The sequence below is a fragment of the Corynebacterium sp. ED61 genome (assembly GCF_015233855.1).
In the GTDB taxonomy this organism is placed as follows: domain Bacteria; phylum Actinomycetota; class Actinomycetes; order Mycobacteriales; family Mycobacteriaceae; genus Corynebacterium; species Corynebacterium dentalis.
The window spans coordinates 369,802-393,863 of sequence record NZ_JADGIT010000001.1 but is presented as its reverse complement, the minus strand read 5'-3'; the positions used below and the strand labels follow the sequence as shown (position 1 = coordinate 393,863).

Annotated in this window: 17 protein-coding genes; 12 read left to right on the top strand and 5 right to left on the bottom strand. The window is 58.7% G+C overall.

Annotated features, from left to right (window positions below; all coding sequences use genetic code 11):
- The first annotated feature begins 337 nt into the window (after positions 1-337).
- Positions 338-553, top strand: a complete 216-nt coding sequence (locus tag IM764_RS01760) for a hypothetical protein (protein WP_194186658.1) — start codon at positions 338-340, stop codon at positions 551-553.
- 1,241 nt (positions 554-1,794) lie between these two features.
- On the opposite strand, the gene nadE is transcribed toward IM764_RS01760, so the two are convergent.
- Positions 1,795-2,703, bottom strand: coding sequence for an ammonia-dependent NAD(+) synthetase (gene nadE / locus IM764_RS01755; protein ID WP_194186657.1), 909 nt, complete (start codon positions 2,701-2,703; stop codon positions 1,795-1,797).
- Positions 2,704-2,896: 193 nt separating this feature from the next.
- Here nadE and ykgO point away from each other — a divergent pair, with 193 nt between their 5' ends.
- The 6 genes from ykgO to nrdE all read left to right on the top strand — a co-directional run bounded on the left by ykgO (position 2,897) and on the right by nrdE (position 8,539).
- On the top strand, positions 2,897-3,019 hold the full coding sequence (gene ykgO, locus IM764_RS01750; RefSeq protein WP_012732041.1) for a type B 50S ribosomal protein L36: 123 nt from the start codon (positions 2,897-2,899) through the stop codon (positions 3,017-3,019).
- A 159-nt stretch (positions 3,020-3,178) separates the two neighbouring features.
- Complete coding sequence (locus IM764_RS01745; protein ID WP_228073199.1) at positions 3,179-3,748, top strand: vitamin K epoxide reductase family protein; 570 nt, start codon at positions 3,179-3,181, stop codon at positions 3,746-3,748.
- A 335-nt stretch (positions 3,749-4,083) separates the two neighbouring features.
- Positions 4,084-4,314, top strand: a complete 231-nt coding sequence (gene nrdH, locus IM764_RS01740) for a glutaredoxin-like protein NrdH (protein WP_099299142.1) — start codon at positions 4,084-4,086, stop codon at positions 4,312-4,314.
- A 142-nt stretch (positions 4,315-4,456) separates the two neighbouring features.
- Positions 4,457-5,800 carry an MFS transporter gene (locus IM764_RS01735; RefSeq protein ID WP_194186656.1) on the top strand — a complete coding sequence of 448 codons (1,344 nt, stop codon included), beginning with the start codon at positions 4,457-4,459 and terminating at the stop codon, positions 5,798-5,800.
- A 7-nt stretch (positions 5,801-5,807) separates the two neighbouring features.
- Entirely contained in the window at positions 5,808-6,251 is a 444-nt protein-coding gene (nrdI, locus tag IM764_RS01730) for a class Ib ribonucleoside-diphosphate reductase assembly flavoprotein NrdI (RefSeq protein WP_099299143.1), read from the top strand.
- 122 nt (positions 6,252-6,373) lie between these two features.
- Entirely contained in the window at positions 6,374-8,539 is a 2,166-nt protein-coding gene (gene nrdE / locus IM764_RS01725) for a class 1b ribonucleoside-diphosphate reductase subunit alpha (protein WP_099299144.1), read from the top strand.
- Positions 8,540-8,664: 125 nt separating this feature from the next.
- Here nrdE and IM764_RS01720 read toward each other — a convergent pair whose 3' ends face one another.
- Complete coding sequence (locus IM764_RS01720; protein WP_099299145.1) at positions 8,665-9,162, bottom strand: ferritin; 498 nt, start codon at positions 9,160-9,162, stop codon at positions 8,665-8,667.
- A 318-nt stretch (positions 9,163-9,480) separates the two neighbouring features.
- Here IM764_RS01720 and nrdF point away from each other — a divergent pair, with 318 nt between their 5' ends.
- The 3 genes from nrdF (at position 9,481) to serB (ending at position 13,863) form a co-directional block, all read left to right on the top strand.
- Positions 9,481-10,476: a class 1b ribonucleoside-diphosphate reductase subunit beta gene (nrdF, locus tag IM764_RS01715; RefSeq protein ID WP_099299146.1), complete on the top strand. Its 996-nt coding sequence runs from the start codon at positions 9,481-9,483 to the stop codon at positions 10,474-10,476.
- Between the two features lie 190 nt (positions 10,477-10,666).
- A complete protein-coding gene (ctaD, locus tag IM764_RS01710; RefSeq protein WP_194186655.1) occupies positions 10,667-12,367 on the top strand; it encodes a cytochrome c oxidase subunit I in 1,701 nt (566 codons plus the stop codon).
- A gap of 191 nt (positions 12,368-12,558) precedes the next feature.
- Complete coding sequence (serB, locus tag IM764_RS01705; protein ID WP_194186654.1) at positions 12,559-13,863, top strand: phosphoserine phosphatase SerB; 1,305 nt, start codon at positions 12,559-12,561, stop codon at positions 13,861-13,863.
- Here serB and IM764_RS01700 read toward each other — a convergent pair.
- Complete coding sequence (locus IM764_RS01700; protein WP_194186653.1) at positions 13,860-15,437, bottom strand: AMP-binding protein; 1,578 nt, start codon at positions 15,435-15,437, stop codon at positions 13,860-13,862. The two genes, serB and IM764_RS01700, sit on opposite strands and share 4 nt — an antisense overlap.
- Before the next feature lie 273 nt (positions 15,438-15,710).
- On the opposite strand from IM764_RS01700, the gene IM764_RS01695 reads away from it, so the two are divergent.
- Entirely contained in the window at positions 15,711-18,308 is a 2,598-nt protein-coding gene (locus tag IM764_RS01695; RefSeq protein ID WP_194186652.1) for a YhgE/Pip domain-containing protein, read from the top strand.
- The gene (locus IM764_RS01690) at positions 18,305-20,650 is read left to right on the top strand and encodes a YhgE/Pip family protein (protein ID WP_370551506.1); all 2,346 of its coding nucleotides are present in this window, start codon (positions 18,305-18,307) and stop codon (positions 20,648-20,650) included. The genes IM764_RS01695 and IM764_RS01690 overlap by 4 nt, the downstream gene beginning before the upstream one ends.
- On the opposite strand, the gene IM764_RS01685 is transcribed toward IM764_RS01690, so the two are convergent.
- Together IM764_RS01685 and IM764_RS01680 are read right to left on the bottom strand one after the other, a co-directional pair.
- Positions 20,640-22,688 (bottom strand): ATP-dependent DNA helicase, encoded by a 2,049-nt coding sequence (locus IM764_RS01685; RefSeq protein WP_194186651.1) that lies wholly within the window; start codon positions 22,686-22,688, stop codon positions 20,640-20,642. The genes IM764_RS01690 and IM764_RS01685 overlap by 11 nt on opposite strands.
- Positions 22,685-24,031 (bottom strand): nicotinate phosphoribosyltransferase, encoded by a 1,347-nt coding sequence (locus IM764_RS01680; RefSeq protein WP_370551505.1) that lies wholly within the window; start codon positions 24,029-24,031, stop codon positions 22,685-22,687. The genes IM764_RS01685 and IM764_RS01680 overlap by 4 nt, the downstream gene beginning before the upstream one ends.
- Positions 24,032-24,062: the final 31 nt, after the last annotated feature.

Here is a 24,062-nt window from a genome sequence, read left to right as displayed (position 1 = left end):
TGTCTTTTGCCTGAGCCTGTTATCAGGCCGCAAATGGATAGATGCGTTTACGGGGAAGCGTAAATTTCCGGGGGATTGAAACCGGTGCGGTGTTGGCGCAGCTAGGTACTCAAACTTTGCTATCGCCAAGCAATGGCATCGATATAGTGACCGCGGGGGAACCATAATGGGTGTTGCTACCTCTGAGGGTATTGGTGTGGTGTGCGCCGAGAATGTGAACAGTTGGGAAACGAGGCTCGGTTGGTCAGAGGCGAAGATGAGGCACTAGGTATGGCTACCTGCGTTCTACAAATCGATATCGCAGGGGAAAAACACTTTCATTGTCTGGTCTCGCCATGTGGAATGTGCCATCCCGGCGTTCGGAGGGCGCCAGGTTCAGCAAGGCGATAGGTACTTCAAGGTGGAAGTGCTCAGCCAACTGGCGTCTGCGGGTCATGACCTCTTGGTCTTGAACCGACAGCAGATCAGTGACGACATCGTTGATTGTGAGGGTGCAGGCATCGAGGGGATCAACGAGGATCGCTCGGGCGCCAACGGGGGTAATTTTCGGTAGTTTCGCACTACTATAAAAATGCTGGTGAGCGCATCTAGAGATCACAAAACGTTATACGCAGACGGGGTTGATTTTCCGGCGCGTGTAACTAATGCCAGAGGCGAACGATTGTCTACGTGAAGGCGCCGACACCAAAACATTGTCCCCGCGGCGCCGCTAACTGAAAGGATTATCTCATGATCGAGATCTTCGCTACTTTTGCATCCACCATCGTCGAGCTGCTCTCCGGCGGCATCCAGACGTTCGTCCAGGCTGTTGCTAACGTGTTCAACGGTTAGTAGTAGTCTGACCTGACGTTTTATGTTCTAAACGTCTAAACCCGGCCGCTACGGCGGCCGGGTTTTTTATGCCTTTTTTGCACCTCATGAGAGTGATTTTGCTTGGCAGTGCAGCGGTTCAAAGGCTAGGAATTTTCAATTTTGCAATGGTGGAGGTTGTTGAACTGAGGTTCCCAATTTGCCGCGAAGGGTTTGCCTTAGGGGGCTGTTCGAGCGCGCAGGGGATTGCTCAACCTGTTTGATGCTTGCGATGTAGTTATTATAAAGTTTCACTTCAGTGCATATTTCCCCGTGCTGAACCAGGATTGGCGGGGGTATCTATAGATGTGCGGGGTGGCGCCGGAAACGACAGGTGGGGCTCACTGATGGAAGACAACATGCGTTTGGGGCGGGGTAGTTTCTCCCCCCGGTGTAACTAAGTGGGGAGCCTGACGATTGTTTAAGTAACGGCGCCGAAAACAACACCCACTGTCCCCAAGGCGCCACCAAGAGAGAGGATCTGTCATGATCGACATTTTTGCAACCTTCCTGAGCACCCTGGTTGGCCTGGTTTCCGGAGGCCTCACCGGCTTCGTCGAGGCTGTTGCTGGCCTGTTTGTCTAAGCCTCGAAAAATCCCAGCCTCCATGGGATAGAAAGACCCCGCCCTTGGAGGCGGGGTTTTTCAGTGCCATAAGGTGAATTCGAGGAAACGTAAGTTAAGAATTGGTCTCACGTTTGCGGTGCATGAATGCCCGAGGCAAAGTTTCCTTTCGTTTAAAATTTGAAAATAGATTCTGCGAAACCTGTGGATGCTTCTTTTATTCTCAGCATTGAACGCTAATTGTTAAGGGTCTCAACCTATGATGGCGCCGTAACTTGTGCCAGTGCCTCGAATAATGGCAGCTGCCACCGTTGACCCTTTGCTAGGAAGCATGGTTCTGCAGGATTACCCGGCTGCTTTGGTTGCGGCTCACAGCGTGACCTAGTTGCCCAGCGAGTTCTTGGTCTCCAACCACCACTGGTCATCAGGGGTGGCGGGCAGCGCGCGCTTGTGCCTACTGCGGAACCAGAGGTCTTCAATGCGCTGCGCGGATTTCCCCGGCACGTCATCTCCGTTGTGTGTGCTCTGCAGGTAGCCGTCGATATCGCGGTAGGTCACGCCGAGCGCCTGTTCATCCGCCAGCGCCGGACGGTCCTCCTCCAGATCTGCGGTGGGCACCTTCTTCCACGTGGATTCCGGCGCGCCCAGGTACTCCAGAATGGCCGCACCCTGGTTCTTCGTCAGGCCGGCCAAGGGAACGAGGTCCGCCGCGCCGTCGCCGTGTTTCGTATAGAAACCCGTCACTGCCTCAGCTGCGTGATCCGTGCCGACGACAAGCCCACCGACTTCCCCGGCAATGGCGTACTGTGCCACCATGCGCTGCCGAGCCTTGATGTTTCCCTTGTTGAAGTCTGAGACTTCCTCAATATCCATTGCTAGGGTCACCGCCGCCGCTGCCGCGTCAGTAGCTTCCTTGATGTTGACCACCACGGACTGCGAAGGCTCGATGAACTTCAGTGCAGTCTGTGCATCGTCTTCGTCAGCCTGCACGCCATAGGGGAGGCGTACCGCGATAAAGCGGTAGCGAGTGTCAATGGCGGTGTTCGCTACGGCGAGGGAGACGGAGGTGGCGTCGGTCTCAGAGGAATTTAGACGTTCCACCGCAAGCTGGCAGAGACGACCAGCCAGGGTGGAATCTTGCCCTCCCGAAATGCCCAGCACCAAGGCGCGGGCGCCGGTGGATTTGAGGTAATCCGCGATGAAGGAGATGCGGCGTTCGGCCTCGTCGGCGGGGTCGATGGACGGCTGTGCGCCGAGTTCATTGATAATGCGGTTATGCAGGGAAGTCATGGTTTGATGGTAGCGCGATGCGCGGTTGTAGTGCTGGGGTCAGCAAGCATTTGGTTCAAGGGCGGAATGTGGGTAAACTTAACCCTTGTGTTTGTGCCCGGTGCGTGGAAGGTGCCACCGGGTCGCTGGAAACTGGCGGTGTAACTGCTCCGTTGACCAGCTAAAAAGTCGCCGATGAAGAAAGGAGCGCCCGATGAAGGTTCGTAAGTCGCTTCGGTCGCTAAAGAACAAGCCGGGTGCCCAGGTTGTGCGTCGCCACGGTAAGGTCTTCGTGATCAACAAGAAGGATCCACGTTTTAAGGCTCGCCAGGGCTAAGCCCCTCGTGCCCGCGTAGGTTCCTACGCTTACTGAGCCCCTCGTCACATTCTGTGTGGTGAGGGGTTTGGCGTATGTGGGGAAAGTTTCTCGCGATAGGATGAATTGAGACCGCGCGTCTGAAATTGCCTCGATTGTTGCCTCTAGGGAGTGCCCGCCATGAAGACTATGCCCGCCAGTAAAGCGTTTGGAATCGCCATGTTTGTGCTGGCGACGATCGGGCTGGGGTTCTCCACGCTGATTATGTATGACAAGATCCAGCTGATGCTGGATGCCAGCTTCAGCCCTGCCTGCACGCTCAATGAGGTGATTTCTTGTACGGATGTGATGCAGTCGGATCAAGCCTCCGCGTTTGGTTTTCCTAATCCCTTCCTGGGGATGATCGGGTTTCCCGTGGTGATGACTCTCGGCGTGCTGATTGCTAGTGGCGTGACGCTGCCACGGTGGATCTGGTACTCCACGGCTGCGGGGTTGGGGCTCGGCGTGCTGTTCGTGCACTACCTGGCTTATGCGGCGATTTACGAGATCGTGGCTTTGTGTCCGTACTGCATGGTGGTGTGGTCCGTGATGCTCCCGCTGTTCGTCATGACGGTGGCGCACATCGTCAGCCAGGGTCGAAAAGAGCGTGACGGCGCGTCTGCTGCCAGGGTTGTGATGCCTGCGACGGTGATTCTGGTGGCGTGGTACCTGGGCTTTGTTGCTGTAATCCTGGAGCAGTTCGTCTTCTAGAGTTTTTTGGGGCCCCTGAACTGCGCTGTCTCATACGGTGGGCAACGCACGGGCAACGCGGTTGAAATTACAAGAATGTTTTTTAGCGACCAATATCTAGTGGCAGGGTTTTCAACCACCTGCAGGTTCGCTCTTCAAAACCACTATATGCAGTGCTTACATGCATGTAACTGCCCAAAATATTGTGTTTATTCGGGTTGTATCACAGCGGTTTGATGTGTAATCTCAGACAAGTCACGCGGACATAGGAGCTCACCGCTAACAGCCCTAGCGCCCGCGCCTGAACCGCCACACTTCATCCGGCGAAACGCCAGATCTTCCCAAGGAGCAGCAGAATGATCACCCTTTACACCAAACCAGCTTGCGTTCAGTGCACCGCTACCAAGCGCGCTCTCGATAAGGCCGGCTTGGAGTACACCATGGTGGACATCAGCCTGGATGATGACGCTCGCGATTACGTCATGGCCATGGGCCACCTGCAGGCACCTGTTGTGGTTGCCGGTGAGGACAACTGGTCCGGCTACCGCCCAGACCGCATCCGCGAGCTTTCTTCTGCAGCTGCGTAACTAGCTCGCACCGCGCTACAAAAGAGCGGGCGGCGGCACACCACGTTGCCGCATCTTTCGCGCTGATTTACAGCGCTCTTTCCAGTCGGTATCTCTGCTCAATCCGGCTGGCTTTTCTTATGGTCGCTTAAAGGAATGTCTCATGGCTTTGCGCTCGCTGATGGCGGATACCGCCCCGCTGAAGCACGATGATTTCCGCCATCTCTGGCTAGCTAACATCGTCACTGTCATCGGTGCACAGCTCAACATCCTCGCCGTTCCCGCCCAGATTTACGCCGTCACTGGCAGCTCCGGTTATGTCGGTTTGTCCGGCTTGTTCGGCCTCGTGCCGCTCGTCATTTTTGGCCTCTATGGCGGCGCACTCGCGGATGCGATGGATAGGCGCATCCTTCTGCATATCACCACCATCGGCATGATCGTCTCCGCCGCTGGGTTCTGGGCACAGGCCGCAATGGGTCTAAACAACGTGTGGCTCATCCTGAGCCTGTTCGCTGTGCAGCAGGCCTTCTTCGCGATCAACCAGCCCACCCGCACCGCGATCATCCCCAAGCTGGTGGGCAAGGAGAACATCGCCGCGGCCGTCAGCCTCAACATGACGGTTATGCAGCTCGGCGCGATCGTGGGACCCCTCGTCGGCGGCGCGTTGATCCCCGTACTGGGCTTTTCCTGGCTCTACTTCCTGGATTTCCTCGCTCTGTTCGCCACCCTGTGGGCCGTGCACCGTCTGCCTTCGTTGCGCCCTGATTCCTCTTCTTCCGACGCCACCACTCAGCGCCCCGGCTTCCGCTCCGTAGCCGAAGGTTTCGCATTCCTGCTGACCCAGCCGATTATTCTCATGACTTTTGTCGTGGATCTGATCGCGATGATCTTCGGCTCCCCGCGCGCACTGATTCCGCAGATGTCCCACGTGGACTTCGGCGAGGGCACGGACGGCGGACTCATGTATGCCCTGCTGTTCGCAGCACTGCCCATCGGTGCTGTGCTGGGCGGCGTATTCTCCGGGCGCGTCACCGCCATCGCGCGACGCGGGTTGGGCGTGACGTTGGCGATCCTGGTGTGGGGCGCCGCCATCGTGGTGATGGGACTGGCGGTGTCCCAGGCCGACGGCACAATCGGCCTATGGGCGTGGATCGCGTTCCTCGCCTTCGCCGTGGGTGGCACCGCAGACATGTTCAGCGCCGTCCTGCGCTCCACCATGCTGCAAGAGGGAGTCACGGATTCCATGCGCGGCCGCTTGCAAGGAGTGTTCATCGTTGTGGTGGTAGGTGGCCCACGCTTGGCAGACATCGTCCACGGCGCGGCGGGCACGCGCTTCAGTGCGGGCACGGTCACCGCAGCCGGGGGAGTGCTGGTGATCATCGGCACGCTCATCGCCGTAGCCCTCGTACCGCGCTTTCTCACGTGGACACCAGATCAGCCCATCGCTGCAGACGATGGGGAGAGTGCAGATATTGACGAGTTTGGCGTCGAAAAGGAAAGGACGTAAAACAACCATGTTGGTGACATATTTCTCCTCCACCTCGCTCAACACCCACCGATTCGTCCAAAAACTAGACGTGGAATCCCGCCGGATCCCACTGCGAAAGTCCGAAGGCGAACTGGTGGTAGACCAGCCCCACGTGCTGATCGTCCCCACCTACGGCGGAGGAGCGGGCATGACCGGTGATTACAGCCGGCCCGTACCTAAACAAGTGATCAAATTCCTCAACAACGAGCAGAACCGCTCACTATTGCGGGGAGTTGTCGCCTCGGGCAACCTCAACTTCGGACCAGATTTCTGCAAGGCTGGAGACATCGTGGCGGCCAAATGTGGGGTGCCATACCTCTACAGATTTGAGCTCATGGGCACCGACCACGACGTTCGTCGAGTTCAAGAGGGGCTCGAAGAATTTGAGCGCACGTTAAGGCACAACGGGCGATGGGAATCCGTAGCATGACATAGGTATGCCATCGGGGCCACGCGCACACCGCGCTCGCTAACACGGACACAAAAAGACAGCACCCGCCAGCCACCCACGTGGTGACCAGGCAAGAAAACAATCAGGAAAGAGCAAGGCCGATGACCAGCACGACCGAACTTGGCAAGAACGTGGCAGAGCCCGTTAGCCAGGCAGATCAACTAGACTTCCACGCCCTCAACGCGATGCTGAACCTGTACGACGATCAGGGCAACATCCAGTTTGATAAGGACCGCGAGGCGGCCAACCAGTTCTTCCTTCAGCACGTCAACCAGAACACGGTCTACTTCCACGACCTGGAAGAAAAGATCGACTACCTGCTGGAAAACAAGTACTACGACCCAGCAGTGCTGGAGAAGTACGATTTCGCCTTTATTAAGTCCCTGTTCAAGCGTGCCTACGCCAAGAAGTTCCGCTTCCAGAGCTTCCTCGGTGCGTACAAGTACTACACCTCGTACACCCTGAAGACCTTCGATGGCCGCCGTTACCTGGAGCGCTTTGAAGATCGTGTGTCCATGGTGGCACTGGGACTAGCCGACGGCGACCGCACGCTGGCTGAGGCCCTGGTGGACGAGGTCATGGACGGACGCTTCCAGCCCGCCACCCCGACCTTCCTCAACATCGGCAAGGCCCAGCGCGGTGAGCCCGTGTCCTGCTTCCTGCTGCGTATCGAAGACAACATGGAATCCATCGGCCGTTCCATCAACTCCGCGCTGCAGCTGTCCAAGCGCGGCGGTGGTGTGGCGCTGCTGCTGAGCAACGTGCGTGAGCACGGCGCGCCGATCAAGCACATCGAAAATCAGTCCTCCGGCGTGATCCCCGTGATGAAGCTGCTGGAAGATGCCTTCAGCTACGCCAATCAGCTGGGTGCGCGCCAGGGTGCAGGTGCTGTCTACCTGCACGCCCACCACCCGGACATCCTGCGTTTCCTGGATACCAAGCGCGAGAATGCGGATGAGAAGATCCGCATCAAGACGCTTTCTCTGGGCGTGGTTATTCCGGACATCACCTTTGAACTGGCCCGCCGTAACGACGACATGTACTTGTTCTCCCCGTACGACGTGGAGCGCATCTACGGCAAGCCTTTCGCGGACGTTTCCGTGACCGAGCACTACGACGAGATGGTGGAAGACCCACGCATCTCCAAGAAGAAGATCAACGCGCGTCAGTTCTTCCAGACGCTCGCCGAGATCCAGTTCGAGTCCGGTTACCCGTACATCATGTTCGAGGACACCGTGAACCGCGCGAACCCCATCGAGGGGCGCATCACGCACTCCAACCTGTGCTCCGAGATCCTGCAGGTCTCTACCCCGTCCGTATTCAATGACGACCTCACCTACGACACCGTGGGCGACGACATCTCCTGCAACCTGGGCTCCATGAATATCGCCCGCGCGATGGATTCCGAGGACTTCTCCCGCACCATCGATACCGCCATCCGTGGATTGACCGCCGTGGCAGACCAGACGAGCATCGATTCCGTGCCGTCCATTCGCCAGGGCAATGACAACTCTCACGCCATCGGCCTGGGCCAGATGAACCTGCACGGCTACCTGGGACGCGAGCACATTCACTACGGCTCCGAAGAGGCGCTGGACTTCACCAACGTGTACTTCGCCGCCGTGATGTTCGAGGCCATCAAGTCCTCCAACGCCATCGCTAAGGAACGCGGCGAGAAGTTCAACGGCTTCGAAAACTCCGAGTACGCCACTGGCGAGTTCTTCGACCGCTACAACGTGGAGGAATTCCAGCCCACCACGCAGCGGGTCAAGGAACTGTTTGACAACTCCTCCGTGCAGATCCCTACCCAGAAGGAATGGGACGAGCTGCGCGCATCCGTGCAGGAGCACGGCCTCTACAACCGGAACCTGCAGGCCGTTCCTCCCACAGGATCGATCTCCTACATCAACAACTCGACCTCCTCGATTCACCCGATCGCCTCCCGCATTGAAATCCGCAAGGAAGGCAAGATCGGCCGCGTGTACTACCCAGCGCCGTACATGACGAACGACAACCTCGAGTACTACGAGGATGCCTACGAGATCGGCTACGAAAAGATCATCGACACATACGCGGTGGCAACTAAGTACGTGGACCAGGGACTGTCCCTGACCCTGTTCTTCAAGGACACCGCCACTACCCGCGATATCAACCGTGCGCAGATCTACGCATGGCGCAAGGGCATCAAGACCATCTACTACATCCGTCTGCGCCAGACCGCGCTGATGGGCACTGAAGTTGAGGGTTGCGTGAGCTGCATGCTGTAACGGCAGCTAAAAGGCCGGGCCCGGAAGTTTTCTTCCGGACCCGGCCTTTTTAATGGGGTGGTTAGTGTGCGGTGCACTACTTGTGGTGAAGAGCTTCAGAGCATTGCAGCTCTGAAGCAGTTTTTTTACTCTGGGTCGCGCTGTCCCAGCTCACCATCGATGCGCAGCAGACCAGCGCCATCGTTGCCGACCAGCTTGATGCGCTCGATGATCTCCTCGACAGAAGCCTCTTCTTCGATCTGCTCGGAGAGGAACCAGTTCAGCACGGAGCGAGAATCGATATCGCCGACCTGATCAGCAGTGCGGACCAGCTCGCGGATCATCTCAGAGACCTTGCGCTCGTGAGACAGTGAGTGCTCGAAAGCCTCCAGTGCGGATCCTACCTTCAGCTCAGGAACGTCGATCTCCTTGAGCAGGACGCGCTCGCCGCGATCCAGCAGGTGATCCGCGAACTTCTGTGCGTGCTCACGCTCTTCAGCAGCCTGGGCGAACATCCAGTCGCGCATGCCGACAAGGCTCAGCTGATCCAGCTCGTAAGCCAGCTGGGTGTAAATCAACGCTGCCTGGTGCTCAGCGTTTACTTGGTGGTTCAGTTGCTCGGAAAACTTCTCGTTGATAGCCATGCCATGAAGTTTAAGAGCAAAATTCCAGCTGCGCTAGGATTACTAGCCTTGCCTAATGAAAGGTAAGGCAAGGATAGGCGCGATCAATTAATGGAAATATAACCAACCGGAGTGGGTAGAAAAAGCTGGTGAGGGAGGGGTTTGGCGTCGGGCAGCAAAGAGGTGACGGACAGCATAGGTGACGCCCTAGACCAACAGGTAACATGGCTCCCAGTGCCTGAACAGGCTGCAATGCCATGAAGGTAAATTACACAAAATAAGTACTTCAACTGCGCAAACCGTCAAGATTTAGCGCGGTAGAAAATAAGGGGTTTTTCAATGAGCGATCATGCTCCGAAGTCGCCTGCGCACCACGAGGTTGGCAGCCCAGTATCAGCCATCAACTGGAACGCCATCACCGATGACAAGGACCTCGAGGTCTGGGATCGGTTGACCGCCAACTTCTGGCTGCCAGAAAAGGTGCCGCTGTCCAATGACGTGCAGAGCTGGCACACGCTCAACGACATCGAACGACAGACCACGATGCGCGTGTTCACCGGCCTGACCATGCTGGACACCATCCAAGGCACCGTGGGCGCGGTCAAGCTCATTGAAGACTCGCAGACCATGCACGAGGAAGCCGTGTTCACCAATATCTCCTTCATGGAGAGCGTGCACGCGAAGTCCTATTCTTCCATCTTCATGACGCTGGCCAGTACCCCGGAGATCAACGACGCATTCCGCTGGTCCGAGGAAAACGACAAGCTGCAGAAGAAGGCAGACATCATCCTCGGCTTCTACGAGGGCAACGATCCGCTCAAGCGCAAGATTGCCTCCGTGCTGCTGGAAAGCTTCCTGTTCTACTCCGGCTTCTATCTGCCGATGTACTGGTCCTCCCACGCGAAGCTGACTAACACGGCAGACATCATCCGCTTGATCATCCGTGATGAGTCCGTGCACGGTTACTACATCGGCTACAAGTACCAGCGTGCGCTCGAGCAGGAGACCCCAGAGCGCCAGCAGGAGCTCAAGGATCACACCTTCGAGCTGATGTTTGACCTCTACGACAACGAAGCCCAGTACACCGAGGACCTCTACGACGACTTGGGATGGTCTGAGGACGTCAAGCGCTTCCTGCGCTACAACGCGAACAAGGCTCTGAACAACCTGGGTTACGAAGGGCTGTTCCCAGCCGAAGAGACCCGCGTTTCCCCGGCGATCCTGTCCGCGCTGAACCCTGGTGGCGACGAAAACCACGACTTCTTCTCCGGCTCCGGCTCTTCCTACGTGATCGGCAAGGCGGAAAATACGACTGACGACGACTGGGCTTTTTAAGCACCCCCAAAAAGAACAAAACATTCACACAGGCCGCTGCCAGACTATTGAAATCTGCTGCCAGCCATTACGATGAAGATGTTCCTGCCCTCAGAAGGACATGCGTGACGATCAATGCCCTCTGAGCAGCAGAGAAAAAAAATTGATGATGTGCAAGACGAGTACATCATTGCGTAGTCAGGAGGAACCAATGACCGCAGTAGCGCCACGGGAGACCCACGAGGTCGCTCCGAGCCGCCCGGCGCCGCTCAACGAGCAAGGTCGACGGGGCAGCAAAGCATGGCTGATGCTGACCACGACCGACCACAAGCAGCTGGGCATCATGTACATGATGATGTCCTTCAGCTTCTTCATGATCGGTGGCCTGATGGCCCTGCTCATGCGCCTCGAGCTGTTTAAGCCAGGACTTCAGTTCCTGTCTAACGAGCAGTTCAACCAGCTGTTCACCATGCACGGCACCATCATGCTGCTGCTGTACGGATCCCCGATGGTGTTCGGCTTCGCTAACTACGTGATGCCGCTGCAGATCGGTGCCCCAGACGTGGCGTTCCCACGTCTGAACGCATTCGGCTTCTGGCTGACCACCGCCGGTGGTGTCATCATGCTGACCGGCTTCCTCACCCCAGGTGGTGCGGCTGACTTCGGCTGGACCATGTACCAGCCGCTGGCTAACGCCATTAACTCCCCAGGTGTGGGTTCTGACCTCTGGATCCTCGGCGTGGGTGTCGGCGGCGTGGGTACCATTGCCTCTGCAGTCAACATGATCACCACCATCCTGTGTCTGCGTGCACCGGGTATGACCATGTTCCGCATGCCGATCTTCACCTGGAACATCCTGGTGACCTCCCTGCTGGTTCTGCTCATCTTCCCACTGCTGACCGCAGCTGCCCTGGGCGTGTACTACGACCGCAAGCTCGGTGGCCACATCTTCGACAGCGCCAACGGCGGCGCCATCCTGTGGCAGCACCTGTTCTGGTTCTTCGGACACCCTGAGGTTTACATCTTGGCTCTGCCATTCTTCGGCATTGTCTCCGAGATCTTCCCAGTGTTCTCCCGGAAGCCAATGTTCGGCTACGTGGGTCTGGTCTTCGCAACGCTGTCCATCGCTGCACTGTCCACGGCCGTGTGGGCTCACCACATGTTCGTGACCGGCGCCGTGATGCTTCCATTCTTCGCGTTCATGACCTATCTGATCGCCGTGCCAACCGGCATGAAGTTCTTCAACTGGCTGGGCACCATGTGGAAGGGTCGCTTGACCTTCGAGACTCCGATGATCTTCTCCATCGGCTTCTTCGCTACCTTCCTCTTCGGTGGTCTGACCGGTGTCATGCTGGCTTCCCCAGCGCTGGACTTCCACGTCTCTGACACCTACTTCGTGGTGGCTCACTTCCACTACACCCTGTTCGGTACCGTGACCTTCGCATCCTTCGCCGGAATCTACTTCTGGTTCCCGAAGATGACCGGCCGCATGATGGACGAGAAGTTGGGCAAGCTGCACTTCTGGCTGACCACGATCGGCTTCCACACCACGTTCCTGATCCAGCACTGGGTTGGTAACAAGGGCATGCCACGTCGCTACGCGGACTACCTGCCAACGGATGGTTTCACCATCTACAACCAGGTATCCACCATCGGTACCTTGATCCTGGCAATCTCCGTGCTGCCATTCCTGTGGAACGTGTTCAAGTCCTACCGCTACGGCGAGGTTGTCACCGTGGACGATCCATGGGGCTACGGCAACTCCCTGGAGTGGGCAACGTCTTGCCCTCCTCCACGCCACAACTTCACCTCCATGCCACGTATCCGCTCCGAGCGCCCAGCGTTCGAGCTGCACTACCCACACATGGTCAAGCGCATGCGCGACGAAGCTCACGTGGGACGCCACTTCTAAGCAGCACCTGCTTCCGGCGCGCACGAAAGTCCACAACTGCAGTGCACTGCTTGTGAGCTAGCAAGACAAAAGCCACACCCTAACTACGCAGGGTGTGGCTTCTGCTATGACGTAACCTAGTCAGTGATTGGTAATTACTTCCGGCGGACACAACGCGCCACACATAAGCACATACAAAGAACCTAGGGACAATGACTTCTGACACAAGCCCCGTATCCAACCCACACGCTGATTCGCAATTCGAAGGCACCGTGACTGACACCCTCGAAGACGGACTCGTGCCGGCACTACTGACCGTCACCGGCCCGGACCGCCCCGGCGTGACCGCAGCGTTCTTTAGCATCCTGTCTGACTTCCAGGTGCAGCTGCTGGATATTGAGCAGTCCGTCTTCCGCGGCAATCTGTCCTTGGCTGCGCTGGCCGGCGTGGGGAAACAAGACCTCGATTCACTTCGCGACGGCATGCAGGCCACGCTGAGTTCCTATGGCATGGGCGTGCAGGTGCAAGCCGACCGAGACCTGGAATCGACCCGTCCGCGCTCTACCCACGTCATGGTGGTGATTGGGCAGCCGGTGACCGCGGCGCACATCTCGCAGATCGGACAGACGCTCGCGGATTACGGTGCCAACATTGATTCGATTCATGGCATCGCCGATTACCCAGTCACAGGGTTGGAGCTGGAGCTGACCGTGGCCAATGCGTCTCCCGGGGGCGGTGTGCCTCTTCGTAAGGCTCTGGCGGAGCTCACCGGCGAGATTGGCGTGGACATCGCCATCGAGCGCGGCGGCTTGGCGCGGCGGGCGAAGCGTTTGATTTGTTTCGACGTGGACTCCACGCTGATTCAGCACGAGGTCATCGAGATGCTGGCCGCGTACGCAGGGAAGGAAGCGGAGGTTGCCGAGGTCACCGAGCGCGCGATGCGCGGCGAGCTGGACTTCTCGGAATCCCTCCACGAGCGCGTGAAGGCTCTGGCCGGACTGGATGCCTCCGTGGTGGACAGCGTGGCGCGCGATATCAAGCTCACCCCAGGTGCACGCACCACAATCCGCACGTTGAAGCGGTTGGGTTACAAGACGGGCGTGGTGTCTGGCGGGTTCATCCAGGTGATTGAGCCGCTGGCGCGGGAGCTGGAGCTGGACTTCGCGCGAGCCAACACCTTGGAGATCAAGGAGGGCAAGCTCACGGGACGGGTCATCGGCCCGGTTATTGACCGTCGTGCCAAGGCGGAGTCCTTGAAGGAGTTCGCGTGGTCAAACGGAATTCAGCTGTCCCAGACCGTGGCCGTGGGCGATGGCGCCAATGATATTGACATGCTCTCCACGGCCGGCCTGGGTATTGCCTTCAATGCCAAGCCTGCTCTGCGTGAGGTGGCGGACGCTGCAGTGAACCACCCGTTCCTCGACCAGGTGCTGTTCCTGTTGGGAATCTCGCGCCACGAGATCGAGGACGCGGACCTGCGCGACGGTACTTACCGCCGCGTTCCGCTGGAGGACTAGCGTTTGGTTTCGCGTTCCTTTAATTCTCGACGCAAAATTTTGCCGGTCGCAGACTTCGGGATGTGCTCCAGGAATTCCAGTTCCCGGATTTTCTTGTAGGGCGCGACGCAATCGGCCACATGCGCCATGATCGCGTTCTTCTCTTCCTCAGTGGCTTCCACGCCCGGTTGTAGAACCACAAATCCCTTTGGGATCTCCTCGCCCTCGCGCTGCACGCCAATGGCGGCGGAATCTGCCACGTTATGGTGGGTGAGCAGGGCGGCTTCCAGCTCTGCTGGCGGTACTTGGTAGCCCTTATACTTTATCAGTTCCTTGAGCCGATCCACGATGAACACGTGCCCTTGCGCGTTTTGCACTGCCAGATCGCCGGTGCGCAGCCATCCGTCCTCTGTGAGGGTGGCGGCGGTTTCCTCGGGCCGGTTGAGGTAGCCGCGCATGACCTGAGGCCCCTGGATCCACAGTTCGCCAACCTCGGAGAGCTTCTCGCCATCCGGCAGGTCGATTTCCTCCAACGTCTCTGGATCCATCAGCTTGTGCGAGGTGTTGGGCACTGCCTCGCCGATGGCGCCGCGGTCATACTCTGGCTTGATGTTGATGTGCGTCATCGGGGAGGTTTCCGTCATGCCGTAGCCCTGCTGCATGTGCACGCCCAAGCGATCTTCCACCGCAGCTGCGAGGTCCGCGTTCAGGCTGGCAGCGCCGGAAAATAGCGCGCGCAGCGAGGAGAGGTCGTAGTTGTCCACGGCTGGGTGCTTGGCGAGCACCACTGCGATGGGCGGGGCAATGAAGGAGAACGTGACGTTGAATCGTTGGTGAGCGCGCAGGAAGCTGTCAATTTCGAAGCGCGGCATCGTGACCAGAGTGGCTCCTGTAGCCAGGGCGAGGTTGACCAGCGCAGTGAGTCCATAGATGTGGAAGAACGGCAGCACGCCGAAGACCACATCATCCTTCTTCACCAAGCCCATGGATTTGGCCTGCATGACATTCATCGCCAAGTTCTCATGGGTTAGCTGGACTCCCTTGGGCAAAGCAGTAGTGCCAGACGAATAGGGGAGTGCGGCCAGGTGAGACGCGCTGTTGATCTTGACTTTAGGAGCGGTGCGGCGCTCGGCGAACCACTGTTGCAGCCCGTTGTTGGCGTCGAGGAAAATAACCTGCTCCACACCGACCTTTTTGGCGGCGTTGGCGGACGTCTCACCGAGGGCGGCGACGGTGAGCAACATGGACGCGCCACTGTCCTCGAGTTGGGCGGCGATAGAATCTTCGGTGGCCAGCAGGGACACGGGGCTCAGTACAGCGCCGAGTCGCCACACAGCGTGCGCGGCGACGATGAAGCCGACGGAGTTGGGGCAGTGTAGCGCCACCACATCGCCGGGTTGAACGCCCAGGTGGTACAGGCCTCCGGCGGCGGATTCGGTGTAAGTCCGCAGCTCGGCGTAGGTGGTTTCGGTGCCATCGGCCACATCGATGATAGCTACTTTGTCCTCTAGTTCGGAATCGATATCACCGTAGAGGAGGTCGAAAAGTCCGAGTTGTGGGGACTCGATATCCGTTTGCTTGCTGGCGATTGGCATATGGTTCTCCTTGGTCGGGATCCGTGAAGCCCCAATCATAGTTTGTATCGGAAGGCAAATAGTCGCAATGCGGTAAATGAGACCTCGCGGTCACGTGGCGAGGGGTGATGGTTCGTTTTGCGAGCCGACGCCAAGCTCCAACAAGCGCAAGCATTACAAAAATATTTCTACATTTAGAACTAGCATCGTTGCTAGAGGGCGTAGCTCAAGGTGCTAGCATGATGAACCGTGAGAACAACGTGGACCGTACTGCTAAGGGACATCGCCCGCCTAATGAGGGTTCCTCAGGTATGGGTGATCCTCATCGGCGTGATGGTTACCCCGGCTTTGTACTCCTGGTTTAACGTTGCGGCCTTCTGGGATCCTTACGAGAATGTGGAAAACATTCGGGTGGCGGTTGTTAATGAGGACACGGGGGATACGTCTTCTCTGACTGGTCCGCTGGATGTGGGCGGCCAACTTGAGGACAACCTCAAGGAGAATGACCAGCTGGGATGGACGTTCATGGATGCCCAGGAGGCCGACGACGCCTTGCGTAAGGGCGATGTCTACGCCTCCATCACCATTCCTCCCGCGTTCACCGGGGATATTCTCGGCATTTTCGAGGGCAAGTACTCGGAACCTGAACTGAAGTATCAGGTCAACGAAAAGAACTCCGCGATCTCTCCCAAGATCACGGACACGGGCGCAAACAGCCTGGATGCCGTCATCAATTCGGTGGTCAAGGAAAAGGTCGCTGACGCGGTGACCAAGGAGCTCAAGAAGCAGGGCGGTCGCCTGGAAGATCAGTTGGATAGCGCGCAAGGCAATGCGATCGATGCCTTCGATGAGACCTCACGGACGCTGGATAATGCCAGCAATGAGCTGGCTGGGGTGCAGCAGAAGATAGCGGATGCGGACCCGACTATCGTCGCGGCTCAAGATACCTTGCGTTCGGTTGATAGCTCCCTGGATACAGCGCAGCAGTCTTTGTCAGAAGTTCAATCGATCATGACGGACGTGCAAGGTGAGATCTCTACGTTCGCCACGGAGACTTCCGGCGCCTTCGTGGATGGCACGGGTGCATTGGCTGATGGAACGGCATCTGCGAACTCGGCGGTGGCCTCAGTCGCCGGAGAGCTGGAACGAGCCAACTCCACCGTGGGAACCGCACGCCGTGATGCCTCAGATGCTCTGAGACAAGGCGAGCGGACAGTGGAACAGCTGCAGGGAATGCTGCGTGCCACGGCGCTGGCTCCGGGTGCTACGCAGCCATTGCAGGACGCTCTCAACGGTTTGGAGGAGCGTAACGCGGAAAACCGGGCCATCTTGGATGACCTTGATGCGCTGGGCACCAATACTTCCGAATCGCTGACGGCTCTGAATGATGCCAGCGATGCGCTGGAACAAGCAACTGGGCAGGCGAATGATTCCGCCGAAGCGTTGCACAAAGCCACGGGAGAGACGCTGCCTAAGGTCCAAGCGGCCATCACCCGATTGAACAACACTGCCGGCGGGTTTTCCGGCGCGATTGGTGCTACCCGAAACCAGGTCGGAAGCTCGATCACGCTCCTGGATGGAGTGCGTGAGCAGTTGGGAAAAACCGGCAATGTGCTGGGCACTTTTGAGAGCGAACTCGAGGAGACGGCCGATGGTCTGAATACCGCGAAGATGGATGTGGCGGCTTTGAAGTTCGCCGAAGATGGCAGCTTGCTGGATACCGTGACATCTTTAGATTCCGTGGGAATTTCCCGCTTCGTCGCCTCACCTGCTGAGGTCAACAGCCACGCTGTCTACCCCGTGAGCTCCTATGGCTCCGGTATGGCGGCATTGTTTACCAACCTGTCGCTGTGGATCGGCGCCTTCATGTTGACGATCATCTTCCGCGTGGAGGTGGATAGGGAAGGCCTCAGGAGGCTGTCTGTCAGGCAGGCCTTGAGCGGGCGATTGGCATTGCTCGGCATATTTGCTGTTTGTCAGGCTGTGATCGTATCGATCGGCAACCTCATCATTGGCGTGCAAACCGTAAACCCGTTGGCCTTTATCGGCACGGCGGTGTTCATCGGTATTAGCTACGTCACGATCGTCTATAGCTTGGTCGCTACCTTGGGGCACTTAGGCCGGGGAATCGCAGTGGTGCTGGCTTTCCTACAGATCACGGGGGCCTCGGGCTTGTATCCGATTGAAATGACCCCAGACTTCTTCCAACTGATCCACCCGCTATTGCCGATTACGTATGGTGTGGATGCGCTGCGTGAAACCATTGGTGGCTTTTATGGCACCTTCTACTGGAAGTCCGTGGGAGTTTTGGGATTCATGGCTCTGATGGCCTACGTGGTGGGAGTGCTGCTGAAGCGCGGACTAGCCAATGTGATGCGCTTGGTCAACGAACAGCTGGACGGAGGCGAGCTAATCGTTAGCGACCGAGTGGAAGTTGCGGGGCATGGATATCGCCTGCGCGATGTGCTCATCGCCGTGCGCGATCAGGATGCTTTCCGCGATACGCTCGACCATCGATGGAAGACGTTGCGCACAAACTACTCGTTCTTGCTGCGTTTAGTGGCAATCGTGGGACTCGTTGGCAGCGTGGTGATCGCGCTGTTGGCACAGTTCCTCCGAGATCAAAGCGACATCCTATTCGGATTGCTGTGCATATGGTTCTTCCTGATCATTGCCTTTGTGGCCGGATTGGAGTACGTCAAGCAAAGCTACCGGCACGCTTACACCTTGTCTGAATTGCCGTCGAAGGAGCTACGAGATGAACTCTCTACAACGATGTCTGCCAACTCAATGCCAAGAGAGTCCAGCGAGCCAGAATCCACCCCCACCGTGAGTAGCCACATCGAATCCCATCAGGATTCCACGAACGACGGCCAAGGTAGTCCATCATGATGAGCGCGCGAAAAGTCTTCACACAGGATATTCGGTCCATTAGACGCAACGTCATGACTGCACTAGTGGTGTTTGGCCTAGTTATCATTCCCATGCTATTTTCCGTGTTCAATGTTCTGGCTAGCTGGGATCCGTTCTCGCGCACGGACGAGCTGAAGATCGCAGTTGCCAGCACCGACGAGGGATACAAGAGCGATCTGGCTGCGCTGGATGTCAACGTCGGTGATCAGGTTCTGGCACAGCTGAGCCGGAACCGTCAGATCGATTGGGTCATCACCAGCAAGGATGAGGCCATTGAGGGAACTGAATCTGGTGAATACTACGCCTCGATCGTCCTGCCGCCAGACTTCAGTACTTCACTGCTGAACTTCTATGTCACGGGTACCGAGCCCACAAAGCTCGATCTGTATACCAACCAAAAGAAAAATGCCTTGTCCACGATAATCACCTCTCAGGGCGCTGACGGTGTAATCAACCAGATCAATGCGAACTTCACCAAGACGGTGAGCTCGGTTGGTCTTGGTGTGGTTTCTTCGCTGGACGATTACCTCAATGAGGCCGATACTCAAGTCGCCCTCGAACGCATTCAATCCCGCGTGGGAAACGTGAGCGTGCGGCTACATTCCGGAGCCCAGACCGTGCGCTCCTTCGCGGATCTTTTGGACACGTCCCGGCCCCTGATTCAGAGCGCGGGCGGTATCGCTTCTGCGGCGGGTGCACAGTTCGATGATTCCAACACGAGTATCGGCGGTGCCACTGCTGATGCCTCTGGATTGGAAGCGACAGTTGGCGGCGCCTCGGATTCGGTCGAGGCCTCGCTGAATGCGACGTCGAATAGCTATGACCTCGTGGGGCAGCGCCTAGATGCGCTGTTCGAGAATGTAGACAGTACCGGAAACTCCACTGCGGACACCTTCGATTCCATCGCGCAGCGAGTGCAGACGCAGACTGACGGCCTGCAGAAGTTGCGAGATACCCTTGACCAGACGGTTGTGCAGCCCACCCCAGCTCAGGCGCAGCCCGATATCGAGCGAGCGCTGGCTGGTCTGGATGCTGCCATCGGACGCAGCCAGGACCTGCACGATCGCTTGACTCAGACCAGTAGCGATATCCGTGCAGGGGGCGCATCGGCGCAGGAATCCAGCCAAGGCGTGCGTGATGCGATCGAGAGGGCGCGCAACGCCGTGGAGAATGCCCGCAATTCGTACAACACGAATCTCCGCCCTCAGCTCCAGCAATTGGGCGGCACCCTCAACCAGCTGGGCGATGACATCGCTGCTGTTCGGCAGAACTTGGACACGGTCAAAGGCCAGCTGGGCGATTCGCCGGGATCGTTGGACCAGAGTCTCGCCAGTGCACAGTATTCGGCTCGCACAATGGCGGACAAGCTCGATGAGCAGAGCCAGCGCTTCTCTGATCTGGAAGGTGAGCTCGCCAATGCGGGCAAGACCGGAGATCTCTCTCGTCTGGCCCAAATCACGGGGGCAGACCCGGAGGCCCTGGCTAGCCAGTTGGTTTCTCCTGTTTCGGTAGCGCGTGAAGAGGTCTACCCCGTGGTGAGCTTCGGCGCCGGCATGCTACCTCTGTACACAACGTTGGCGCTGTGGATTGGCGCGCTGCTCACCGCTGTGTTTGTGCGCCCAGCGGTCACGTACACCAAGCGGCAGATTATGGGCACGGATTCTGAGTCCGATGCCGAACTCGCCGATGAAGACGCTGAGGACGAAGACGAAGCTGAGTACAACGACGAGAATGCAAGAGCCGAAGACGATCTTGACGAAGAAGCAGGCAAGGAGGAGTCCGAAGACGAAGCCTCCTACGCCGACGAGCTAGCTTTTTCTCCCACTCAGAGCTACTTCGGCCGATATGGAATTTTCGCTTTGATCGGTTTAGTGCAGGCCACTTTGGCTGTCGTGGGTCTACTTGTCTTCACCCACGCAGAACCAAAGCATCCATTTCTGCTCCTGCTCACGTGCATGGTGACGAGCCTGGTGTTCATGCTCATCGTCTACACACTGGTGCTGTCTTTCGGTAATGCGGGCAAGGCCATAGCGGTGCTCATACTAATTATCCAGGTCTCAGGCTCTGGCGGCGCCTATCCGCTGCCGCTGCTGCCTGACTGGTTCCAACACATTAGCCGCTGGCTGCCCGCCACCCACGCGATCAATGCGATGCGCTCCGCGATGGCGGGAATCTACCAGAACGATATTTGGATTCAGCTGGGCACCCTGTTGCTGTTCGTGATTCCAACCTTGTTCTTGGGCCTGGTATTACGACGCGGACTCACCAGCTACAACCGTCGCGTTAACGATGGCATCGAACGCACCAGGATCATGGCTTAAGACGGCGCAGCGCGCCCAGCGCCGTCTTCTGCGAGTTGGTCTCCCAGAAGTCCGGCATCGAATTACGCAGAAAGCTGCCATAGCGTGCCGTCGCTAAACGTTGATCCAACACGGCGACCATCCCGCGATCATCCACCGAACGCAGCAACCGTCCCGCGCCTTGGGCCAGCAGTAGTGCGGCATGGGTCGCGGCAACCTCCATGAAGCCATTGCGGCCAGCCTTCGCCGCGGCTTCCTGCCGCGCCTTCATCAAGGGATCATCAGGGCGTGGAAACGGAATGCGATCGATGATCACCAGGGACAAGCTCGGCCCAGGCACGTCCACGCCCTGCCATAGGCCCAATGTGCCGAACAGACACGTGGACTCGTCCTCACGGAACTGCTCGACCAGCGAGGACATGGAATCCTCGCCCTGCAACAGAATCTTGTGCGGGACCACTCCGCGGAGCTGATCCGCCATCTCCTCCGCGGCGCGTCGGGAAGAAAATAGCCCGAGCGTGCGCCCACCGGCAGCGTTGATGAGCTGCGCGGTCTCGTCGATGGCATCGGCGGAAAGCCCCTCGCGCCCCGGCTTATCCAAGTGCGTGGCCACGTACAGGATGCCGTGCGTGCGGGCATCGAAGGGAGTGCCGACGTCCAGGGTGGTGGCGTCGGAAGAAAGACCCCACTGGGCCATCATACCGGTGAACTTGCCTCCGAGGGCGAGGGTCGCGGACGTCAAAATGACAGTGGACTGGGAGAACAATCGCTGGCGAAGCAGATCGGCAACGCTCAACGGTGCCACGAAGATCTGTTTGCGCTTGAGGTCCGAAGACAGCCAGACCACGTCTTCGCCCAGCAGGTCAGCGGGCTTATCGGCGGCATCAGGGGCAGAGGCGGACAGCACGCGCTGGGCGGTATCGTGCAACTCCTCGGTGGCGGCGATAAGAGCCTGGCGTTCGGCGGCTTGGGCGGGATCGTTGCTGAACTCGCCCGCGGGGATCCCACTGATGGTGCGGTTAGCTTTCCACGCGGCATCGCGGAGGGATGCCAGCGTGACGTCCAAACCAACGGGCACCCCGGTCCACCTGCCGATGATGGAACCTGGACGGCCCACGGGTTCAGAGGCGGCGATGGCGGAATCCAAAGCCTTGGTCCACGCATCCCCGGCGTCCTCGAGCTCGGAGCCAGCGTCCTTGCCACCCTCGCCCGCCTTGGGCGCGAGCTTTTCCACGCGCTTGGCCAGGATGGCGATGGCGGTGGGGGACAGCTCAGCGGTGGCAGCGGAGGTGATCCGCGAGACCAGCTCGTGGGCCTCATCGACCACCACCACGTCGTGCTCCGGCAGCACGGGCGCATCGGCCATCGCATCGATGGCCAGCAGCGCGTGATTGGTCACCACCACATCCGCCTGCGCGGCCTTGGCACGCGCGAGCTCCGCGAAGCACTGTTCGCCGAACGGGCACCGCGAGGCACCCAGGCACTCGCGAGAAGCCACGGAGACCTGGCGCCAGGCTTGATCGCTGACACCGCGTTCCAGGTTGTCGCGGTCTCCATCTTCGGTCTCATTGGCCCACTCGTGCAGGCGTTTGACCTGCGCACCGGTGTGGGAAATTTCCTCGGGGGAGAGCAAGGCTTCGGCATCGGGATGCACACCCGTATCGCTGTTGGCCTCCTTCGCGCCGCCGTGCACCTTGTTGAGGCACAGATAGTTGTTGCGGCCCTTGAGGATCGCGGATTCCAGCGGCCGGGGAAGCTCATCTTTGAGGGCCTTGCTCAGCCGCGGGAGGTCGCGCTCCACCAATTGGCGCTGCAGGGCGATGGTGGCGGTGGAGATGATCACTGGCAGGTCATCGCCCATGGCGCGCTGAATAGCCGGGATCAGGTAGGCCAGCGACTTTCCCGTGCCCGTGCCCGCTTGAACTGCCAGGTGTTTGTGCTCTGACATGGCGGAATGCACCGCATCGGCCATCTTCTGCTGGCCCGCGCGCGGGGTGCCGCCCAGCGAATCTACAGCGGTCGCGAGCAGCTTCTGTGTGGAGTTCTGCTTGTCCGTCACTGGGAAATGTGGCGCACAGTCAGTGCAGGTTCGTCACGAGTCAGCGCCAGGCCTTCCCACGGAAGGGTGACCAGCTGTGCGGCCAGGTAATCGCGGGATTCTTGCAGGGTGGGCAGGTTGTCCACCAGCTTGCCGTCGCGAACCAAAGGCACGGTTAGCGCGCGGGTGGTGAAGCCGTTCGACGCAGGCTCCTCGCCACCAAATGGGTACGTCAGTTCTTCCACTGCTGTGCCCGTTGCTCGGCAAAGGCGGACCGCGGCCTTGGCCCCGCCCTGCGAAGCCTTTCCGCGGGCGCGCTTGGCCACGGGGTGGCCTTCTACCTCGACCAGCTTGTAGACCAAGCCGGCGGTAGGGGCATCGGAGCCAGTGACCACGGAGGTGCCCACGCCGAAGGTATCGACGGGCTCGGAGCGCAGTGCTGCGATGGTGAATTCGTCGAGGTCGCTGGAGACCACGATCTTGGTCTTCGTGGCACCCAGCTCATCGAGTTGCGCCCGAACCTCGCGGGTAAGAACACCGAGGTCGCCGGAATCGATGCGCACGCCGCCGAGCTCCGGACCAGCGACTTCCACGGCATTCTTCACACCCTGGGCGATGTCGAAGGTGTCTACCAGCAGCACGGTACCCACGCCGAGGGCATCGATCTGTGCTTGGAAAGCGGCCTTTTCATCAGGCATTCCGTTGTCATCCACGTGCAGGAGCGTCCACGCGTGCGCAGCGGTTCCGGAGGCAGGGATGCCGTAGCGACGAGCGGCTTCCAGATTCGAGGTGGCGTCGAATCCCGCAAGATACGCAGCACGCGCGGCGGTGACGGCGGCATACTCGTGCGTGCGCCGCGACCCCATCTCGATGATGGAACGCCCCGCGGCGGCGGTGACCATACGGGCGGCGGCCGAAGCCACGGCAGAATCGGAGTTCAGGATGGACAGGATCACCGTCTCCAGGATCACGCATTCGGCAAACGTGCCGCGCACGGAGAGAATCGGGGAGTTAGGGAAGTACAGTTCGCCTTCGCGGTACCCATCAATCTGCCCGGTGAACCGGTAAGTGCGCAGGTACTCCAGCGTTTGTTCGTTGAGGAAGTCCAAGTCCTCCAGCTGCTCTTCCGTGAACACGAAGTCCTGCACAGCTGCCAGCACGCGTGCGGTGCCCGCGACCACGCCATAGCGGCGCTCGTTAGGCAGGCGCCGGGTGAAGACCTCGAAGGCACACTGGCGGTGCGCGGAGCCATCAGCAAGTGCTGCTTCCAGCATGGTGAGCTCGTATTTATCCGTCAGCAAGGCAGAAGAGCGCTGACGAGTACTGCGGGCGTTCGCGGATTCACGGTTCTCAGTGGAAGTCACCCGTATCACTCTAGTACCCCGTTCGGACAGC